Annotated in this window: 18 protein-coding genes; 5 read left to right on the forward strand and 13 right to left on the reverse strand. The window is 47.2% G+C overall.

Features of this window, described 5'->3' with window-relative positions:
• Positions 1-36 precede the first annotated feature (36 nt).
• On the forward strand, positions 37-1,422 hold the full coding sequence (locus tag PQQ36_RS02110) for an MATE family efflux transporter (RefSeq protein WP_040110804.1): 1,386 nt from the start codon (positions 37-39) through the stop codon (positions 1,420-1,422).
• Here PQQ36_RS02110 and PQQ36_RS02115 read toward each other — a convergent pair.
• A complete protein-coding gene (locus tag PQQ36_RS02115) occupies positions 1,391-1,816 on the reverse strand; it encodes a nitrous oxide-stimulated promoter family protein (RefSeq protein ID WP_040110805.1) in 426 nt (141 codons plus the stop codon). The genes PQQ36_RS02110 and PQQ36_RS02115 overlap by 32 nt on opposite strands.
• Before the next feature lie 107 nt (positions 1,817-1,923).
• On the opposite strand from PQQ36_RS02115, the gene PQQ36_RS02120 reads away from it, so the two are divergent.
• Positions 1,924-2,127, forward strand: coding sequence for a DUF2986 domain-containing protein (locus PQQ36_RS02120; protein WP_273660280.1), 204 nt, complete (start codon positions 1,924-1,926; stop codon positions 2,125-2,127).
• Between the two features lie 80 nt (positions 2,128-2,207).
• Here PQQ36_RS02120 and PQQ36_RS02125 read toward each other — a convergent pair whose 3' ends face one another.
• Complete coding sequence (locus tag PQQ36_RS02125; protein WP_040110806.1) at positions 2,208-3,824, reverse strand: methyl-accepting chemotaxis protein; 1,617 nt, start codon at positions 3,822-3,824, stop codon at positions 2,208-2,210.
• A 505-nt stretch (positions 3,825-4,329) separates the two neighbouring features.
• On the opposite strand from PQQ36_RS02125, the gene PQQ36_RS02130 reads away from it, so the two are divergent.
• The gene (locus PQQ36_RS02130) at positions 4,330-5,658 is read left to right on the forward strand and encodes an anaerobic C4-dicarboxylate transporter (RefSeq protein WP_011081317.1); all 1,329 of its coding nucleotides are present in this window, start codon (positions 4,330-4,332) and stop codon (positions 5,656-5,658) included.
• A 118-nt stretch (positions 5,659-5,776) separates the two neighbouring features.
• Here the strand turns inward: PQQ36_RS02130 and PQQ36_RS02135 are convergent, their stop codons facing one another.
• The 7 genes from PQQ36_RS02135 to PQQ36_RS02165 form a co-directional block, all read right to left on the reverse strand.
• The gene (locus PQQ36_RS02135) at positions 5,777-7,054 is read right to left on the reverse strand and encodes a tetratricopeptide repeat protein (RefSeq protein ID WP_273660281.1); all 1,278 of its coding nucleotides are present in this window, start codon (positions 7,052-7,054) and stop codon (positions 5,777-5,779) included.
• Positions 7,054-7,692, reverse strand: a complete 639-nt coding sequence (locus PQQ36_RS02140) for an energy transducer TonB (RefSeq protein WP_273660282.1) — start codon at positions 7,690-7,692, stop codon at positions 7,054-7,056. The genes PQQ36_RS02135 and PQQ36_RS02140 overlap by 1 nt, the downstream gene beginning before the upstream one ends.
• Positions 7,692-8,096, reverse strand: a complete 405-nt coding sequence (locus PQQ36_RS02145; protein ID WP_011081320.1) for an ExbD/TolR family protein — start codon at positions 8,094-8,096, stop codon at positions 7,692-7,694. Before PQQ36_RS02145 ends, PQQ36_RS02140 begins: the two co-directional genes overlap by 1 nt.
• Positions 8,093-8,650: a MotA/TolQ/ExbB proton channel family protein gene (locus tag PQQ36_RS02150; RefSeq protein ID WP_103193978.1), complete on the reverse strand. Its 558-nt coding sequence runs from the start codon at positions 8,648-8,650 to the stop codon at positions 8,093-8,095. The genes PQQ36_RS02145 and PQQ36_RS02150 overlap by 4 nt, the downstream gene beginning before the upstream one ends.
• Positions 8,651-8,655: 5 nt before the next feature.
• Positions 8,656-10,023: a MotA/TolQ/ExbB proton channel family protein gene (locus tag PQQ36_RS02155; protein WP_273660283.1), complete on the reverse strand. Its 1,368-nt coding sequence runs from the start codon at positions 10,021-10,023 to the stop codon at positions 8,656-8,658.
• Entirely contained in the window at positions 10,024-10,791 is a 768-nt protein-coding gene (locus tag PQQ36_RS02160; RefSeq protein WP_273660284.1) for a DUF3450 domain-containing protein, read from the reverse strand.
• A gap of 262 nt (positions 10,792-11,053) precedes the next feature.
• Positions 11,054-11,542, reverse strand: a complete 489-nt coding sequence (locus tag PQQ36_RS02165; RefSeq protein ID WP_011081324.1) for a LabA-like NYN domain-containing protein — start codon at positions 11,540-11,542, stop codon at positions 11,054-11,056.
• Between the two features lie 125 nt (positions 11,543-11,667).
• On the opposite strand from PQQ36_RS02165, the gene PQQ36_RS02170 reads away from it, so the two are divergent.
• The gene (locus PQQ36_RS02170) at positions 11,668-12,099 is read left to right on the forward strand and encodes a DUF4174 domain-containing protein (RefSeq protein WP_011081325.1); all 432 of its coding nucleotides are present in this window, start codon (positions 11,668-11,670) and stop codon (positions 12,097-12,099) included.
• A 6-nt stretch (positions 12,100-12,105) separates the two neighbouring features.
• On the opposite strand, the gene cobA is transcribed toward PQQ36_RS02170, so the two are convergent.
• From cobA to nirB, 4 genes are all read right to left on the reverse strand, one after another.
• Positions 12,106-12,864, reverse strand: a complete 759-nt coding sequence (gene cobA / locus PQQ36_RS02175; protein WP_273660285.1) for a uroporphyrinogen-III C-methyltransferase — start codon at positions 12,862-12,864, stop codon at positions 12,106-12,108.
• Between the two features lie 167 nt (positions 12,865-13,031).
• Positions 13,032-13,889 (reverse strand): formate/nitrite transporter family protein, encoded by an 858-nt coding sequence (locus PQQ36_RS02180; RefSeq protein ID WP_011081327.1) that lies wholly within the window; start codon positions 13,887-13,889, stop codon positions 13,032-13,034.
• Between the two features lie 152 nt (positions 13,890-14,041).
• Complete coding sequence (nirD, locus tag PQQ36_RS02185; RefSeq protein WP_011081328.1) at positions 14,042-14,365, reverse strand: nitrite reductase small subunit NirD; 324 nt, start codon at positions 14,363-14,365, stop codon at positions 14,042-14,044.
• Between the two features lie 14 nt (positions 14,366-14,379).
• On the reverse strand, positions 14,380-16,941 hold the full coding sequence (gene nirB, locus PQQ36_RS02190) for a nitrite reductase large subunit NirB (RefSeq protein ID WP_040110814.1): 2,562 nt from the start codon (positions 16,939-16,941) through the stop codon (positions 14,380-14,382).
• A gap of 508 nt (positions 16,942-17,449) precedes the next feature.
• Here nirB and PQQ36_RS02195 point away from each other — a divergent pair.
• A complete protein-coding gene (locus PQQ36_RS02195; RefSeq protein ID WP_225470286.1) occupies positions 17,450-18,994 on the forward strand; it encodes a methyl-accepting chemotaxis protein in 1,545 nt (514 codons plus the stop codon).
• The last annotated feature ends 45 nt before the right edge of the window (positions 18,995-19,039 follow it).

The following is a 19,039-nucleotide window of genomic DNA, read 5'->3' on the forward strand; positions in this document are numbered from 1 at the left end:
ATCCCGATATATTCCCACCGCAACAGAGGAGAGAAAATGAACGCACTTCACTCAGAGACAAATAATCCAAAAACCTTGCCAGAAGGTCTATTGAAAACCATTACCAAGCTAGGTTTCCCCGTTGCCATTCAAAGTGCATTGGTGGCTATCTTGGCTTTAGCCGATGTGCTTATGGTAAGCGACTTTGGTAAAGAAGCAACTGCCGCTGTGGGAATTGCCTCAAAATGGCACTTTATCGCCATCATGATTATGGCAGGTTTGGCATCAGCCAATGGCACGCTAGTGGCTCAGTATTGGGGCAAAGATGATGCACGAAGTGCAAAAGCGGTGTCTCTCATTGCGCTGAGCTTTGGCTTAAAAGTCCTGATCCCGGTGACACTGCTGATCACCTTGGGTTCACAGTTTATCATGATGCTCCAAACCAATGACCAAACCGTTATTGGTCTCGGCTCCGTGTATCTTTGGTATGCGTTCCCAGTACTGTTGTTAACCCACATCGTGATTGTGATTGAATCAAGCATGCGCTCATCCGGTGACACCGTCACTCCGCTTATCATCGGTTCATTGACCATTGTGATTAACATTGCGTTGAACTATTGGTTGATTAAGGGTGGATTTGGCATACCGGCGATGGGCGTAGCAGGTGCAGCATTAGCCACCTCGATTTCACGCGCAATCCAAGTCTTATTGATGCTGGCTTTGATGAAATTAAAGCAACATTGGTTGTTAACGACCGAAGCCTCCTCTGAAAGACCTTCTTTATGGCTGTCCTATCGACGATTAGCTCTGCCAGTCACGTTAGGCGCTGTGCTGTGGGGTATTGGTACCATGGCCTACCAAATTATTTTTGGTCACATGGGAACGACCGAACTGGCCGTATTTAGCATGTTGGGGCCATTTGAATCTCTTTGTTATGCGATTTTCTTTGGATTGTCCGTCGCCTGCTCTGTGTTGATTGGCCAATCCTTAGGGCGAAATGAGTTTGAACGCGCTCAAGCCATGGCAGCGTACTTTATCAAAGTGGTGTTTATTGTTGGTTTATCCGTTGGTGCGTTTATGTTGTTAAACCGTGAATGGATTCTCGCTGGCCTCAATTTGAATACTGAGGAGTTACGCCCACTTGCCGCACCCGCTGTAATTATCCTCTGCTGTGGCATTTGGATTCGTATGCTGAACATGACCATCATCAACGGCATCATCCGCGCAGGTGGCGACAACGTCTTCTGTTTGAGAATGGACTTTATCGCCATGTGGATGACTGGTATTCCCTTATGCGCTTTTGCTGCGTTCATCGCAGGCATGGAGTTTAAAGTGGTTTACTCACTGATGTTAGCGGAAGAAGTGGTCAAGCTGGCGCTTTGTTATCGTCGCTACACACAGAAATTCTGGATCAAGAACCTGACTGTGGTGACGACTTGCTAGCCAACCGTTTGTGCCGGTTTGAACTCTCCGGTGCCGGCTTCTCTGGCACCGCTTTTTTTTCATGCAGCAAGTGCCTCACGGCCAGTATGGGGTGAACAAGTAACATACGTGGGCCTGCGTAACGCATTACCAAACGCATCTGTTCTTTTTGCGCTTTCTTATAACAGTGAATGGGACACTTATTGCAGGTCGGCTTATTTTCACCATAGGGGCATCTATCCAAACGCACCTCGGCGTACTCCATCAACGCTTGGCATTCATCACACAGCCCTTCGCTTTGGTGATGATCTTTGCAATAAATCTTGATCATCGCAGTCACTGTTTTAAATTCTGTCGCCAGTGCACCCATCAGCATGTTTGAAGTCATCGTTCTTCCAATTCTTATCAATAACATTGTCAATTTTAGGTCTGTTCGAGAATTGTTTTCATTTATCTAAATCAAACTCGCTTGTACTTTTCAGCACAAATGATTATTCTCTGCCACCTTTAACGGGGGCAAACATGAACCGCAAAAAGAAAATCAATCAAATCTTAAAATCCAAGCAGAAAAAGCAAAACGCTAAACTGCACAAAAGCAACAAGCCTCGCTATATTTCCAAAGCAGAGCGCGCCAAGTTAGATGCAATGGAAAAGTTAGACGCAATGGAAAATAGCGCAGACGCAAAGCACTCAGCCGAGGCTGAAACGCTTAACGCCACAGAATAGCAAAACCGCTCAAATTGAGCGGTTTTTCTTTCATTCTCTTTTTCGTTGTTTCTTTTATTTCAGGGTAACTTTGAACAGGCTTACACCTTAAAGTAACGCAATTGGTCATTCAAAATTTCAGCTGCAGCGGCCATCGACTGGCTTTCTTGTGCAAGTAACTGGGACGATTGCATCACTTCATTCGCAGCTAAGTGAATACTGGTGACATTTTCCGTCATCTCATTCGCGACCAAGCCTTGTTGCTCAGAGGCTGCGGCAATTTGCGCCACCATATCATTGGATTTCACCAACTCTTCAACCATTAGAGACAGCTGTTTTTGCGTTTCAATCGTAATTGTCACACTTTGCTCAACTTTACTGTTACTGCGCTCCATCGCTTTGACGGTGCGTGCGGTACGTTCGGTTAACTGATCGATGGTTTGCTGTACCTCCGTGGTGGATTGCTGAGTCCGTGAGGCCAAGTTACGCACTTCATCCGCCACCACCGCAAACCCGCGCCCTTGCTCTCCAGCACGCGCCGCTTCAATCGCTGCGTTTAGCGCGAGCAAATTTGTCTGCTCAGAGACTTCACGAATCACGCTAACAACGGCACTGATCTCTTGTACGCCAAGTTTCAGCTCCGTCACCAGTTGATCGGCGGCAGAAATTTCCTGAGAGACGTGCGAGATCGTCTCTGCCGTTTTGCTCATCGATTCCCCACTTTGTTCTGCATGCGTCGTCACCACACCCGTCGTATGCGCTGTGTTTTCCGCGTTGTTGGCGACATCAGCAATCGTGGTGCTCATCTCTGTCATTGCCGCTGAAAGCAGTTCTAACTGAGCGTGTTGACTGCCGACACTGGTTGCGGCTTCTTCACTTGCCTGTGCAATATTCTGTGCCATCGACGCCGATTGTGCGGAAGCCTCATGAGCCGCAATTAAGGTGTACTGCAGTTTCTCCAGCATTCGATCGATTTCATTGCTCATCACTCCAAGTTCGTCTTTGCGTTTTGCATTCAAACGGACACGAAGATCACCATCAGCAATGTTATTGGTGTTCTCAATCAATCGATTAAGAGGCAGGACGATGTTGGAAGAAATAACGTACCCCATCGCGAGAAGAACGGCCGCCATCAAACCCGCAACGAGGGCCGCCTTAGCCATTTGCAGGTAAAACGCTTCGTGAATATCAGCAACCAAAATGCCCGAGCCAATGATCCAGTTCCATTCTGGCACCAGCGTGACATAAGAGATTTTCTCTTTTAGTTCACCTTGAGGGCTTTTCCATTGATAGTCGAGAAAACCTCGCCCTTGCGTGGACGTGACGCTCGCCATCTCTCGCCAATGAAATTTACCCGCGCCATCTTTAAAATCCCGAGCACTCTTCCCATTGAGTTCTGGCTTAACAGGATGCACGACGACCTGCAGTTGCGGTGTGGTGATCCAAAAATAATTATCCCCATCGTAGCGCAACTGATTCACCGCCTCTTTCGCTTGCGCCTGCGCTTCATCCAAACCAATTTCTTTGGCTAAAGTGCGATAATGCTCTATCAGACTCGCTACCGTTTCGACTTGAGCACTGAGTTTGCTTTCCCGTTCAGCGAGGGATGTTTTTCGCTGTTCATTGAGGTTATAGAGTGAAGTGACCGCGATTAATAACGCCGCGAGTAAGACAAGCGATAGAAGTTTGTACTTAACAGACAAATTACTTAATTTCATTTAAGCATCCATTTTTATAAATAAAGCCAACTGAGTCATGTTTTTCTGAAACGCTGATTTTTACCTGTTTAATTGAATAGACAAAGGATGCATATCACGATTTTAACCACATGTTATCTATGGGTTTCATAAAGTCAGTTTCAATCACGTTCTTATGCAAATTAGTAATCAAAACTGTTAGCTTTAATGGCAATTTGAAGCACAAATCACTAAACAAAAAGAAAAATACGGTCCACACGTTACAAAAAGCAAACACATCACTAAGTAATTGTATTAAACATCGCCTGAACACAAATTCACCATTGTTAACTCTATCTGTTTAATCTCTCAATTATCCATTAACACCTTCCTTACCTGACCTTTACGAACGCCCGATTTTCCGTGAGTTAACACCGAGAAATTGCATTCCAAAATTGCATAAAAGTGTTATGTGAACCGCGTTTACTATTTTTTTTGTATAACGCGCGAGAATGAAATCACCAATATTTCGTTAAGGATAAACAATATGTTGTATTTGGAATTCCTGTTCCTTTTGCTGATGTTATACATCGGCTCTCGATACGGCGGTATCGGTCTTGGGGTCGTTTCCGGCATCGGTTTGGTGATTGAAGTTTTTGTTTTCAAAATGCCTCCAACGTCCCCGCCAGTCACGGTAATGCTGATCATTCTGGCGGTCGTGACCTGTGCGTCTATTTTGGAAGCGGCGGGCGGCTTGAAGTACATGCTGCAAGTTGCTGAAAGAATGCTGCGCAAAAACCCGAAACGCGTTACCCTCATTGCCCCTTTTGTCACCTACACCATGACATTCATGTTGGGTACTGGCCACGCGGTTTACTCAATCATGCCAATCATCGGTGACGTTGCACTGAAAAATGGTATTCGACCTGAGCGTCCGATGGCAGCCGCATCCGTTGCGTCACAAATCGCGATTACGGCCTCGCCAATCTCAGCGGCAGTGGTGTACTACCTTGCACAGCTTTCTGATATCAATCATGAGATTACGCTCCTTTCTATTCTGCTTGTGACCGTGCCAGCGACGCTGTTTGGTACGTTGCTGATGTCACTCTACAGCATGAAACGCGGCAAGGAGTTGGAAGACGATCCTGAGTATCAAGCACGTTTGAAAGATCCTGTTTGGCGCGAGAAGATCCTCAACACCACCGCGACATCGTTGGATGAGCATCTACCTGCAGCAGCACGCAACTCGGTTCTACTGTTCATTTTGTCAATTTTGACCATTGTGGTTATCGCGATGATTCCTGAAGTTCGCATCATCGGCGAAGGCTCGAAACCCATCAGTATGGCCGTGGTCATTCAAATGATGATGCTCTGTTTCGGCGGTATCATTTTATTGGCAACCAAGACCGACCCACGCAGCGTGCCAAATGGCGTGGTATTCAAATCGGGCATGGTTGCGGCAATTGCCATCTTCGGTATTGCCTGGATGTCTGACACCTACTTCCAATACGCGATGCCGCAATTCAAATCGGGCATTGTGGAGATGGTAAACAACTACCCATGGACATTCGCACTGGCGTTGTTCATTGTTTCGGTTGTGGTGAACTCTCAAGCCGCTGTAGCGCGCATGATGCTTCCTGTCGGTCTTGGTCTGGGTTTGGAACCGGCCTTGTTGGTTGGCTTAATGCCTGCCCTATACGGCTACTTCTTTATTCCAAACTACCCGTCAGATATCGCGACGGTGAACTTTGATAACACGGGAACCACCAAAATTGGTAAGTGGTATTTCAACCACTCCTTTATGTCGGTTGGTTTGATTGGCGTGATTGGCGCGTGCTGTTTAGGCTATCTGCTAGGACAGATGATCATCGGTTAACCACCGTGTTGTAACCTATAACCCATAACGACAAAGAGCGGATATCAAGCCTGAAATGATACCGCTCTTTTTTTATTTGTCGCTAAACTTTATTTGTCGCTAAACAGTGAGGCGTTAGCTAGGAACGTGAATCGGCGTTTTTGTCGGCGACCACATTGCGTTGTTGGGTGAGATGCTCACGTTCGCTTACTTGCTCACCCTTCGCTTTATCAAGTTTGGCTTCACTGCTTTTCAGTTTGTGACTCAAAAACTTCAACCAATTCTGCGTCTGCTTTGTAGAACGTAAAGCATCCGCTTTTTTTGCTTGTGCGTACGCCTGATCAATTCTTTCAAGTCGATAGAGCGCATTTATCTTGAGTAACTGCGCGTCGAACTGACGCTTTGGATTGTTCATTTCAGCCAAAGAAATCAGCACTTGTTGATAGCGCTGCAGCTGGTTTTCCAATAGCGCCACTTCCCACTGGTACTGGCTCTCTTGTTTTGCTAACCGTTGCCAAAATTCGAGCGCTTGTTGCCACTCTTTTGCCGCTTGCCAATACTGAGCTTGCAACTTGATGAGCTTAGGATCTTGCTGTGAGTTCTCAATTCTGGCCAAGGTTTGTGCCGCTTTTTGATAGATACCTTGCGCTGCATACAAATAGGCCAGCGATTTCGTTTCCGCCTCGTTGAGTTCAAGCCCTTGCAACTCTATGAGTGTCAGCATATCGAGCGCAGATTTCCCCTGCCCTAGGTTTAAGTAAGCGTTGTAGGCTTGTAGCCACCAGTTTTTATTCGACGGCTCAAGAGCAATGAGCTGCTTGGCCAACGGAATCACGGACTTCCATTGTTCTAACTGAACATGAGCGGCAAGCGCTAGCGAGAGAATCGTTGTATCTGGTTTTTTCTCAACCCGCTGAAACCCTTTTGTCGCAACAATGGTCTCACGCCAGTTTTCAACACTGTATTGGGCTTGCGCGAGATAACGCCAAATTTCCGCAGCACTCTCGTTTTCAGGCACCTGTTTGAGCAGTTTGTTGAGCTGAGGAATCGCCTTTTTATAATCACCTTGCGTCAGATAGAGTTGCGTCAACATGCGTCGCGTGACCCACTCTTCTTCAAACGTGAATAATTTGAACGATAGCGCTTTCTCTAACGAAGCAATCGAACGCGTGAATTGCTCCGCTTGCCAATAGTAGATCCCCAACAATTTTGATAGCGCTGCCACATCATCCGGCCGAGAGACCTCTGCGCTATTGAGCTTCGCGATGGCATCTGCGAGCGCATTATTGTCTGCAAGCTGTTGTGCATTTTGCATCACGCGTGCGGTGTACTGGCTGACATTGGTACCAGAGGCCGCCAAAACAGCGGGTTGCCATAACCATTGAGTGAGCAGTAATGTCAGTATCCGTTTTTTCATCACTGTGCCATCTTAAATTCTATCTTAGTGGTATAGCCGTAAATGGTTTGAGCTTGTCCATCCACAATCTGTGGCTGGTAGCGCCAACGCTTAATTGCATCCATCGCATTTCTCTCAAAAAAGCGCGCTGGCTGCGCTTCCACCACTTCAATGTTTTTGGTTCGCCCTGTTTCATCAATATCAAATTTGAGTATGACATAGCCTTCAATACGACGCTTCTTCGCCTTAGCCGGATACACCGCCTCTACCCGACTTAATGGCATCAACTGTTTGGTGGTATTGGTGGCGTTTTGCGTTGGCGCACTGACCGTCGCAGGGATAGAAACCGCCAAACCACTGACATTAAAGCGCATATCAATATTGGGCGTCGCAACCTGTGTCGACGTCACTTGCATCGGAGTTTGCGTCATTTTCGGCGTTTCCGGTTGTGGCGGCTCAGGGATCTCGGGCGGCGGCGGAACACTACGCTGCCTTCTCGTGACTTCGGTATCCTGCTCTACCATCACCATGTTGAAACTCAGTGAAGGCGTCTGATCGATTGCTTGCTTTTTGCCGCTATTGACGAGCAACGCCATGGCGGAAAATAAGGCAAAGACCAGCGCTAACGCCACGGGAAACGCGATCACAAAACGCATCATTACGATTTCTCCGCCGCTAATGCGATGTTTTTCACCCCAGCGGCTTTGGCTGCGTCCATCACTTTAACGACGACGCCGTTGTAGGCGTATTCATCCGCTTGAATCACGAGCGAAGCATCCGGCTGTTCAAGCAACAGGCGTTCAATGCTCGCTTGTACGCGCTCTACGTCCACCATACGTTTATCGATATAGATGTCATTGGCGGCGGTGATCGCAACGAAAATACCCGCATCTTTCTGCGCCGAAACGTTGGCCGCTTGAGGGCGATTCACTTCGACACCAGACTCACGTACAAAGGAGCTCGTGACAATAAAGAAAATCAACATGATAAACACAATATCGAGCATTGAAGTTAGGTCAATTTGTGCTTCGTCGCTTTTACTTTGACGTCTGCCTAATCTCATGAGTCACTCCTCAAAGACTGCTCTAATTTCACTTCTCGGTTTTGGCACAGTTTTACCAAGCGAGCGTGAACAAACATACCTACTAACGCTGCCACCATGCCCGCCATCGTTGGCAAGGTGGCCAATGAAATACCAGAAGCCATGAGCTTTGGATTGCTGCTGCCTTGTGTCGCCATGACATCAAACACGGAGATCATGCCTGTCACGGTGCCAAGTAAACCAAGCATCGGGCAAATGGCCACCAGCACTTTGATAAAGGCCAAGTGTTTGAATAACTGCTGATGCGCGTCATCTAACCACGCTTCTCTTTGCGAGCGAGCAAACCATGAAAGGTGATCGTGTCGCATTTGCCATTTTTGCAATGTATCTGCACGTAAACGAGGGTAAGCACAGTAGATAAACAGCAATTTTTCGATGGTCAGCAGCCAAAAGATCACCGCGACCGCCGCTAACCACCAGAGCACTTCTCCGCCTTGTTGCATGAAGGAATAGAGCGCATTCCACCATGAAGATGAAGTCAGTAGTTCTGGCCAAATATCGGAATGAAGGTCCATGATGATCACGCCGCGTTGCCGACTTTATCCATGGTAGGCGTGAGGCTGGGTAACTGCTGCTCTGCTTGTTGTGCCACCAAACCAATACCTTGCTTTTCAAGGATGCTGCGAATTTCTTCCGCCCAACCACTGAGCACGTTATGTGCGAGCAACAACGGCATCGCCGCCACCAAGCCTAGCACGGTGGTGACCAAAGCCATCGAGATGCCGCTGGCCATGACTTTTGGATCACCGTTACCAAATTGAGTGATCACTTGGAAGGTTTCGATCATACCGATCACCGTACCAAGCAGCCCCAACATCGGTGCCAAAGCCGCCAACAATTTGAGCATCGAAAGCCCTTTTTCAAGCCCGGTCTGCTCATCCACTATGGTCTCTAACAAGCGCAGTTCTAGAGCTTCGACACTACGTGGCCTGTCTTTGTCATACACCGCAAGCACACGGCCAAGCGGATTATTACCTAACTGATTCGGCTGTTTAAGTTGAAGACGAATTTTGCTTTTGGTGGTCAGCAGCAGAATACCGCGATACAAAGCGATAACGAGCCCCACCGCAAGCAAGGCAAAGATCACTTTGCCAACCACGCCACCCGCTGCAAAGCGATCGGCAAGGCTTGGCGAATGCGCGTATTGCTCGAGCAACACCCCGCGAGTGGGATCAATCAACACAGGTGTCATTGAAATCTCGTGCTGTGAACGAAGCGTGTCGAGTGTCGGCGCGCCTTCAGGAAGTTTGGCATAAGGAATCGCAAAACCTTTGTCGCTCTTCCAGTTAACGAAACCTTGCGGTGCAAGCAAAGCGAAATTCCCCAACGCCATAACATCAGTGGGTTCAACCGCACCTTCAGCATTGATAAGGTTTACTTGAAGCGCTCGCATTTCACCGCTTGCCACAATTTGTTGCTGCATGACATGCCAAAGCGTTTTAAGTTGCGCTATATCGGGCAGCGTTTGTGCCGCGACAATTTGATTGACCGTTTCAACTTGTTCTGTTTGTCCAATCGCGGTGACTGCGTCGTTGAGATCGGCTTTGAGTTCTTTCGCGTGCTGGCGAACAACACCAAATAACTCGCCAAGCGAACCCGTTTCGACACGAAGCTCTTCCTCCAAGTGTGACAAGGTCACTTCATTATCGCTGAACTGACTAGAAAGTAGCGCGTTTTTCTCTTCCAACGTCGATTTTTGCTGTTCCAGTTGGCGTTTTAACTCGGCCAATTGCTGCTCTTGGCTAAGAAACGCATTTTCACGCTGTTGGTTCTCTGCCTGTTGTTGGTGGCTTTCTTGAGTTGCTTTTGGCACTAATTGCGTTTGAGCAAATGATGGGAGGCTCAACGAAACGAGTAAAGCGAGTGAGATTAATCGACATTTGTTCATTTAGTTGGCCTCCGCTGTCGCTAATGCAACGGGCATATTCAACATCGCGGGCGCGACTTTTTGAGCGGCAATATCAAAGGCACGATTGACATCTGTGCTAGGAATGGTGGTTAGCGATAACCAGTGACGTTGGTTTTGATCCCAATACCAGAACTGATTGGCATTGAGAGTGCGAGCAATAAGCGACACGCGACCAAGATGCAGTTGTTCCACCTCAATCTGCTTACCATCGGCGAGCGTAATAGGAGCTTGGTAAGCAGACAACTTGCTGCCGTAATCCAACTCAATTTGATACGCCTCTAGAATGCGGCGAAACTTTTCTGCATCCGCCACATCTGCGCGGACCATCATCTGTTCCAGTTTTTCAATACGCTCTTGGCGTTGCTGCCATTTGATCGGCATGTCTTGATTGATGGTTGTTTTGAGAGTGTCCAGCATGTCATACATTAGCGGTACAATGCCTTGACGAGTCACTTGAATGTCTTGAATCTGTTTTGCTAGGCTGCTCTTTTCTTGTTCTTGGTTGGCAATCATGCTGGTCAAGTGACGCTGATAGAGCTCTAGGTTACGAACTTCTTCCTTTAGGATTTCAATCTCTGCTTGCAGTAACTGACTTTTATCGGCACTCGCATTTATAACGCTTTGGCTCTTACTGGCCGCGGTATGAGTACGATTTTGAATTTTCTGTGCTTGTTCAAGGTCGTTACTCATCGCGCCAGAACTTACGGCCCAAAGAAGTAACGCAGCACCTGCTTTATATCCAGACATAGACGTTTTTGTTACCTAAAGTGACTACCAAAACAATAAATGATATTTATTCGCATTATCAATGCGACGCATTGTAACGGAATTTTCTCGCAATACCAAATCGTATGAATAGTAAATCCGTGTTTATTTTGCCATCTCCAACGTGTTGTCGACCGTTCGGCTGCAGCGGCATGAGTAACGCGAAACCAGTGTCGCGCAATCCTTAGCAAGCGGTACCTAAAAAGAGCTGCTAAAAACCTGACCTCAATGGTGTACCCGTATTTTAAGGCAAAAGTAACTCATCTTCGATTGGGATATATTTGTCTACGACCGCTTGTAGGTTTTGTGCTGTTAAGCCCGGCACGCCATAAACCGTGACCTTTTTGCCAAACTTTTGCTGAATGCGTTCAACAAGGATTTCAAAATCGCCGTCGCCAGATAATAAAATGACCTCATCCACCATTGGCGCATGCTCAAAAGCGTCCAACGCGAGGCCCACATCCCAATCCCCTTTTGCACTGCCATCCCAGCGTTGAATAAATGGCTTCAGTTTTACGTCAAAACCAATACCCCGCAAAATGTGGTGAAACTGACGTTGACCCGGATCCTTACTTGAAATCGCATACGCATGAGCGACCACCACTTGTTTACCCTGAGTGGCCGACTGCCAAAAACGGTTGTAATCGAAATGTTTGCGGTACTTTTCTTTGCAGGTGTAATAAATATTCTGAACGTCGACAAAAATCGCCACTTTACTGGTCATAACACGCATTTACTCTCTAAAAAATGTAGTCCTAACCCTATTCGATAGCCGGCGAAAAAGCGAGGCGAAAAACGAAATTAATCCATTTAGCTATGCTTACGTATAGTAAGTAAAACATCTTACGAGGGAGCGGTATGCGTTATTGGTCGATCGTCTTAATTTTATTCAGTGCTCTGGCTCATTCGTATCCGGCTGATTCCGAAAAATGGCAGCACAGGAGCATTATGTTTTTTGCCCCGTCTCATGATCAGTATGTTCAACAATTTTTGCTGGAAACCCTGATGGAGGAGTGCTCTTTGCAGGAACGCGACATCGTTACCTTAGTTATCAAAGAAGATGGCAGTACCGTTCCCGTTTGGGCACAAGACGCCTTTGATTTAAGTGTACTCAATGCGTTTTATGATATCCCGAAAGGTCAACACACCGGGATTTTAGTCGGCAAAGATGGACGGGAGAAGTTGCGTTGGGGCGAAAAGACGGATTGGACATTGTTGAAAAAGGTGATTGACCAAATGCCTCTTCGCCAGCAAGAAATGCAGCGGAATCCAAGCCGCTGTGCAATATAAATGGAGTTAAAACCACTTGAGTTTGTCATGCAGCGAAGTCACGCTGCCGACCACGATCAACGCGGGACTGATTGCTTGAGTGGCCAATTCAGGGAGTTGTGTTAGGGTGCCCGTCAATACGCGCTGTTCGCGACGGGTGCCATTTTCAATAATCGCGCACGACGTTGACGCATCCAACCCGTTTTCAAGCAATTTCTCCGCGATATAGCGGCACTGCTTTAACCCCATATAAAACACCAAAGTGTTGTTGGCCTGCGCCAATGATGGCCACTCTATCTCTTTGCCATCTTTTTGAATGTGCCCAGTAATAAACTGCACGCTTTGCGCGTGATCTCTGTGGGTAAGTGGAATACCTGCATAGGCCGTTGCCCCCGCCGCTGCGGTGATGCCTGGCACCACTTCGAAACGCACATCATGTTCCGCTAACTCTTCAAGCTCTTCTCCACCACGACCGAAGATGAACGAATCGCCCCCTTTCAAGCGAACCACGCGTTTTCCTTCCAACGCTTTTCTCACCAGAATTTGGTTGATCTCTTCTTGCGGAACACAATGAAAATCAAGCTTCTTACCCACGTAGATCATTTCCGCCTTTTCGTTGGCTAACGCGAGAATCTCCGGTGAAACCAAACGGTCGTATACCACCACTTCCGCTTGTTGAATCACTCGGTAGCCCTTTACCGTGAGCAAATCCGGATCGCCAGGGCCCGCGCCGACAAGAGAAACAAAACCTTGATTTTGCAATGAGGATGAAGAAGTTAGCGTCATGGTTGAGCCTATTGAATAAATTTGATGATAAAGAGTACCACTCAGCGCCTCTCTGTGAGGGAAATGTTTACTTTTTATCAGCAAAACGAATGAATGATGGTTACTGTGTTGGCGGTTTTCTCAGTGTTGAATCGTCGCCCTGAGGAAACACCTCAGGGCGATATGGTTTATTTGATGCTCAGCGCAGGTTCTGCATTGATTTCAGTTTGCTTTTCAGTCACATCAATCGCTGGTGCTGTTTTCGCATGAGTCAGGTACAGAGGAATACAGGTGAACAGCAAGCCGCCTACGATGTTACCAAGAATGGTTGGGATCAGGTTGAAGTTTAACCAAGTCGCGATACCAAAATCCGCACCCAGCATCATACCTAGCGGGAATAGGAACATGTTCACTACCGCGTGTTCGAAAACCAACGCAAAGAAGATAAAGATAGGTAGCCACATTGCCGCAATTTTACCTGCAACGGTACGTGCAGAAAGGTTACCAATCACGCCCAGACACACCATCAAGTTACACAAAATACCGCGCACGAAACAGGTGATCCAGCCGTCAGCACCTAGGTTTTCAAAACCGACTGTACGAGCAGTCGCTGCCTTAATAAAGGTTTGACCAACCGCATTTGGTTCAACACTGAAGTTCATGGTTAGCGAAAGCGCAATTAAAAACGCCACTAGCAGTGAACCAATCAAGTTACCCAGACCAACAAGGCCCCAACAACGTAAGATACGGCCCCAAGTAATACCCGGACGGTTTTCAAATTTGGCTAACGGTGCAAGACCAAAAACACCTGTCACCAAGTCGTAGCCCATAAGGCTGAGAATACAGAAACCCACAGGGAACACTAACGCGCCCACAATGCCAATGCCTGTTTGCGTAATGGTTGTAATCGCCACCACAACCGCCAACGACAGAATGATACCTGCCATCATACCGCGTAAAACCAAATCGCGGGTCGAGGTTTTTACTTTCGCTTCACCAACATCGATCATGGTTTGTACGAATTCTGCAGGTCTTAAGTCAGACATAATGCGTCCCTTTATAAAAGTTAAAATTAAAAGTGAAAGATTGAATAGAGAAAGGCTTCCTGTTCATTTTCGTCTTTTCCCTACAAAAATCCGTTAAGGGAACAAGAAACCTTTGTGCTATTGAATCTCGTATCAGCTCACCTAACGCTTAGCTAAGCAGAGATTTCGACAATGCCGTTATTGACGCGCGCTTGATATGCTTTGATGTTAAAACGTTCGTCTTCCATACACGCACCGGTTGCCAAGTTAAAGCGCTGCTTTTTCAGTGGGCTCGCAACCCAAAGCTCACCTTTGTGCTCGGCAATCAAACCGCGAGATAACACGTTTGAGCGCGCAAATGGGTCCATGTTACTGATAGCAAATACCTGCTCTTCTTCACTTGGTCTAAACAGCGCAATTTGCTGCCCATTGACCAAGGCACAAACACCCGTACCTGGAATAATGTCGTTAATGTCGCATACTTGTTCGAAAGCCATGTTTGCTTCTCCTATTATTCCGTTACCGCTACGTGCAAGATGTCACCTTTCAACTCCGGGTGTTTCTCTGCAAACGTTGCTGGGCGATGTTGTTGACGCTCTGAAACAAACACGACGTTTTCATCACGCTTGTCTGAGTTAATAAAGTGCGCAAAGCGTGTTAGCTGAGCTTCATCGTTAATGGTTTCATTCCATTCACAGCGATACGCTTCCACCAATTTCGCGATGTCCGCTTCCAACTGTTCATTGATGCCTAATTTGTCTTCAACAATCACTTGGCGTAGGTAGTCCACACCCCCTTCCATGTTGCCTAGCCACACAGAAGTGCGCTGCAGTGGCGCAGAAGTGCGGATGTAGAACATCATGAAACGGTCGATGTATTTGATCAGCGTTTCTTGGTCTAGATCGCTAGCCAGCAAATCGGCGTGGCGAGGCTTCATACCGCCATTACCACACACGTACATGTTCCAACCTGCATCGGTGGCAATAATGCCAAGGTCTTTACCCTGCGCTTCCGCACATTCACGCGTACAGCCTGATACGCCAAATTTCATCTTGTGCGGAGTGCGGATGCCTTTGTAGCGGTTCTCGATAAACACACCAAGACCTACCGAATCCTGAACACCGTAACGACACCAGGTTGAACCCACACAGGTCTTCGCCATGCGCAGTGCTTTGGCGTACGCTTGGCCAGTTTCATAGCCAGCGGCAATCAGTTTTTTCCAGATGGCTGGAAGATCGTCTTTTTGTGCACCAAACAGACCAATACGCTGAGCACCCGTTACTTTGGTGTAGAGGTTGTACTCGGCCGCCACTTCCGCCAACACTTTCAGTGCCTGTGGCGTCACTTCACCACCCGCCATACGTGGGATCACCGAATAAGTGCCGTCTTTTTGCATGTTGCCGAGGAAGTTGTCGTTGGTGTCGTGCAACTTCACTAACTGAGGCTTCAGGATGTGCTCACCCCAGCATGACGCCAAAATTGAACCCACTGCTGGCTTACACACTTCACAGCCATAGCCTTTGCCGTGTTTGGCCAACAGTTCATCAAAAGTTTTGATCTCTTCGATACGAATGAGGTGGAACAGCTCTTGGCGAGAGTACGCGAAGTGCTCACAGATATCGCTTTTCACTTCAACACCCGCTTTTGCAAGCTCGGCGTTTAATACCGAAGTAACCAGTGGAATACAGCCACCACAGCCAGTACCTGCACCAGTAACCGCTTTGATGTCACCGATGGTGTGATGACCGTCAGCCACCGCTTGCGCGATTTTGCCTTTAGTCACATCGAAACACGAACAGATCACCGCAGAATCTGGCAGTGAATCTGCGCCGAGTTTTGGCTTCTCAGCACCAGCGTGCGCTGGCAGGATCAAAGTATCTGGATGCTGTGGCAGCTCAATTTCATTCAACATCAGTTGCAGTAAGTCACCGTAATCCGACGTGTCACCTACCATTACTGCGCCGAGTAATTTCTTGTTGTCTGCTGAAACGATCAAACGCTTGTAGACTTCAAGCTCTTCGTTTTGATAAACGTAGCTCTTACAACCAGGAGTGCGACCATTAGCGTCGCCAATCGAGCCTACTTTGACACCCAGCAGTTTGAGCTTGGCAGACATGTCCGCCCCTTCAAACTTACTGTCAACGTTGCCTAGTAGATGATCCACGGCAACGGTGGCCATTTTGTAGCCCGGCGCAACCAGCCCATAGAACATCTTATTCCATGATGCACATTCACCAATGGCGTAGATATTGCTGTCTGTGGTTTGACAGTGATCGTTAATTTCAATACCGCCACGAGGTGCGATACCTAGGCCCATTTGACGAGCCAATTTGTCTTGAGGGCGGATACCCGCAGAGAACACGATGAAGTCAGTTTCAAGCTCAGTGCCATCGGCAAAACGCATCACATTGCGTGCTTGTTGACCTTCCGCGGCGATTTCCAAGGTGTTTTTGCTGGTATGGACTTTCACGCCCATACGTTCGATTTTTTGACGAAGTTGGTCACCACCCGCTTGATCCAGCTGTTCAGCCATCAGTTTAGGGGCAAACTCGACAACATGTGTTTCCATACCGAGGGCTTTTAGCGCACCCGCCGCTTCCAAACCAAGCAAACCACCGCCAATCACCACACCGCTTTTGCTCTTCTTCGCACATGCTTCGATGGCTTTTAGATCCTCGATGGTGCGGTAAACAAAGCAATCTTTACTTTCATTGCCTTTGATTGGTGGAACAAATGGGTAAGAACCTGTCGCAAGAATCAGCTTATCGTATTGAATTTCACGGCCCGAACTCGAATACACCGTTTGCTTTTCACGGTTGATATTGATCGCGCGCTCACCTAGCAGCACTTTGATCGCGTGCTTTTCATAAAAGCCCGTTTTCACCAATGAGAGTTCATCTGCAGTGTGATGTGAGAAATAAGAAGAGAGATGGACGCGATCGTACGCGACGCGTGGTTCTTCACAAAATACGGTGATGTCGTATTGAGAAACATCCGTTTTATCAACCAGATCTTCGATATAACGGTGGCCGACCATCCCGTTACCGACAATCACTAGCTTCAACTTGCTCATAATACTTCCTAAGGGTTAGGTTCTTATCTGAGCGCATTGTTAATTATGAAAGAAAATGAAAATATGATGTAAATCAATTACGAAATTAAACTACTCTAAAGGGGTAGACACTTTAGGGTTAGATGAATAAACCCTTGAAAATGTAGGGTTGGACGCTTTTTATACCAAGATGTACAACGATATTTAGAAAAGAAGATCGTATTAAAGCAAATTTTGTGTAATATTTTTTCACACTTTATCCCATCTTATTGGCCGTCAGTGATCAAAAACGAACAATTGATACGATCGACATCACGATACCAATGTAACAAATTGTTTCAAGTGTTCTATTTTTCACACCAAGTTGAAGCGAATCACCTTTTAATAATCATTTTGTTAATATCTCTAAAGCTTTGATTCAGGTCATAAATACAACGATTATTCGAGCTGTATCATATGCACTGGTGTATTCATAAGCACCTTTCCACGACTTGCTCTATCACACATTCTAAGAGAAATAATAATCAAAATGACCACCCAATCTACGCTCAACAAACACTATTCAGAACGTGCCAATTTAATCTCAACCACCAACCCAGACAGCATCATTACTTACGCTAACGACGAGTTTTGTGATATTGCCGGGTTCTCACAGCAGGAGTTAGTTGGCAATCCTCATAACATGGTTCGTCATCCTGATATGCCAAAACAAGCGTTTGCTCAGCTGTGGCAATACTTACGCTCAGGAAAAAGCTGGATGGGGTTAGTAAAAAACCAATGCAGTGATGACAGACATTACTGGGTTTCAGCATTCGTTACGCCGATCAAAAGTGCTGATGGCGACATCATTGAATTTCAATCCGTCCGTTCTAAACCAAGCGCAGAGCAAGTAGAACGAGCACAGGCGCTTTACGATCAGCTACGAGCGAATAAACATCGTGCAAAACCAAGGCTCACTTTCCACCACCTTTCTACTCTTGGTTCCTTTGCCACTGCGAGCTTAATTTTTGCTGGCACTCTCACCGCTTCTAACGTCTTGCTCACTCTAAGCGGGGGTTGTGCTTTACTGTTGGGGGCGAACGCTCTCTACCAAGCGAAACGATTTAGCAATCTTCGAACCCTAGCTCACGATGCCTATCATAATCCCCTCATGGAGAAGCCTTATACCAATCACTTTGACGATTACTCACAAATCGAGTTGGCGTTAATGATGAAAAAGGCGGAATTGCGCGCGGTGACGGCTCGTGCCACTGAAACTTCCGGCGGAATTCTGATCTCAGCAGAAGAGGAATTTGCCACCATTCAGTCCATCGGTGCCAGCTTGGATCAACAATGCCACGAAACGCAGCAAGTGGCCGCCGCCGTTGAGGAGCTGACTCACTCGATCAATGAGGTGGCGAATGCGGCGTCTGCCGCGTCCATGCTTACGGAAGAAGCCAATGAGGCGTCTCAAACAGGCTTGGAGAGTATTGGAACCACCATACGAGTGGTGGATGCCATGGCCAAAGAGCTGGAACACTCTAAAGCCGTGATTGAGCAGTTATCGAACCATACTCAGAAAATCGACAGTATTTTAGAAGTGATCACCACCATCTCTGAGCAGACCAATCTGTTGGCGTTAAATGCTGCAATTGAAGCCGCGCGCGCCGGGGAAGCGGGCCGTGGCTTTGCCGTGGTGGCCGATGAAGTTAGGAATTTGGCGTCAAAAACGGGCAGCAGTGCCAATGAGATCCATGCAATGATCAATCAGCTTCAAACAACGGCCAAACAGGCAGTAGAAGCAATGAATACGGGGTTTGATTTGTCTCAGGATTGTAAGAAACAAGCCGATGCAACAGGCGATGTTCTTTCCGTTATTCGCGATAAATTGGACGCGGTAACAGACAGCAGCCATCAAATCGCCACTGCGGTAGAACAACAAGCCAGTGTAACGCAAGAGATCAATCGCAACATCGTCAACATTAAGCAGCTCGCTGACGATACTTCTCAGTCGTCCCACAGCTCTGTACAACGCACCAGCCACTTAGTGGACAGTATTGAAGACTTACAGCGTTTGATGAAGCAGTTTGTCTAGCCCCTTTATCGCAACAGCAAATAAGGCAGCGTAACGCTGCCTTAT

The sequence above is a fragment of the Vibrio sp. CCUG 15886 genome (genome assembly GCF_028570825.1).
GTDB classification, from domain to species: domain Bacteria; phylum Pseudomonadota; class Gammaproteobacteria; order Enterobacterales; family Vibrionaceae; genus Vibrio; species Vibrio vulnificus_B.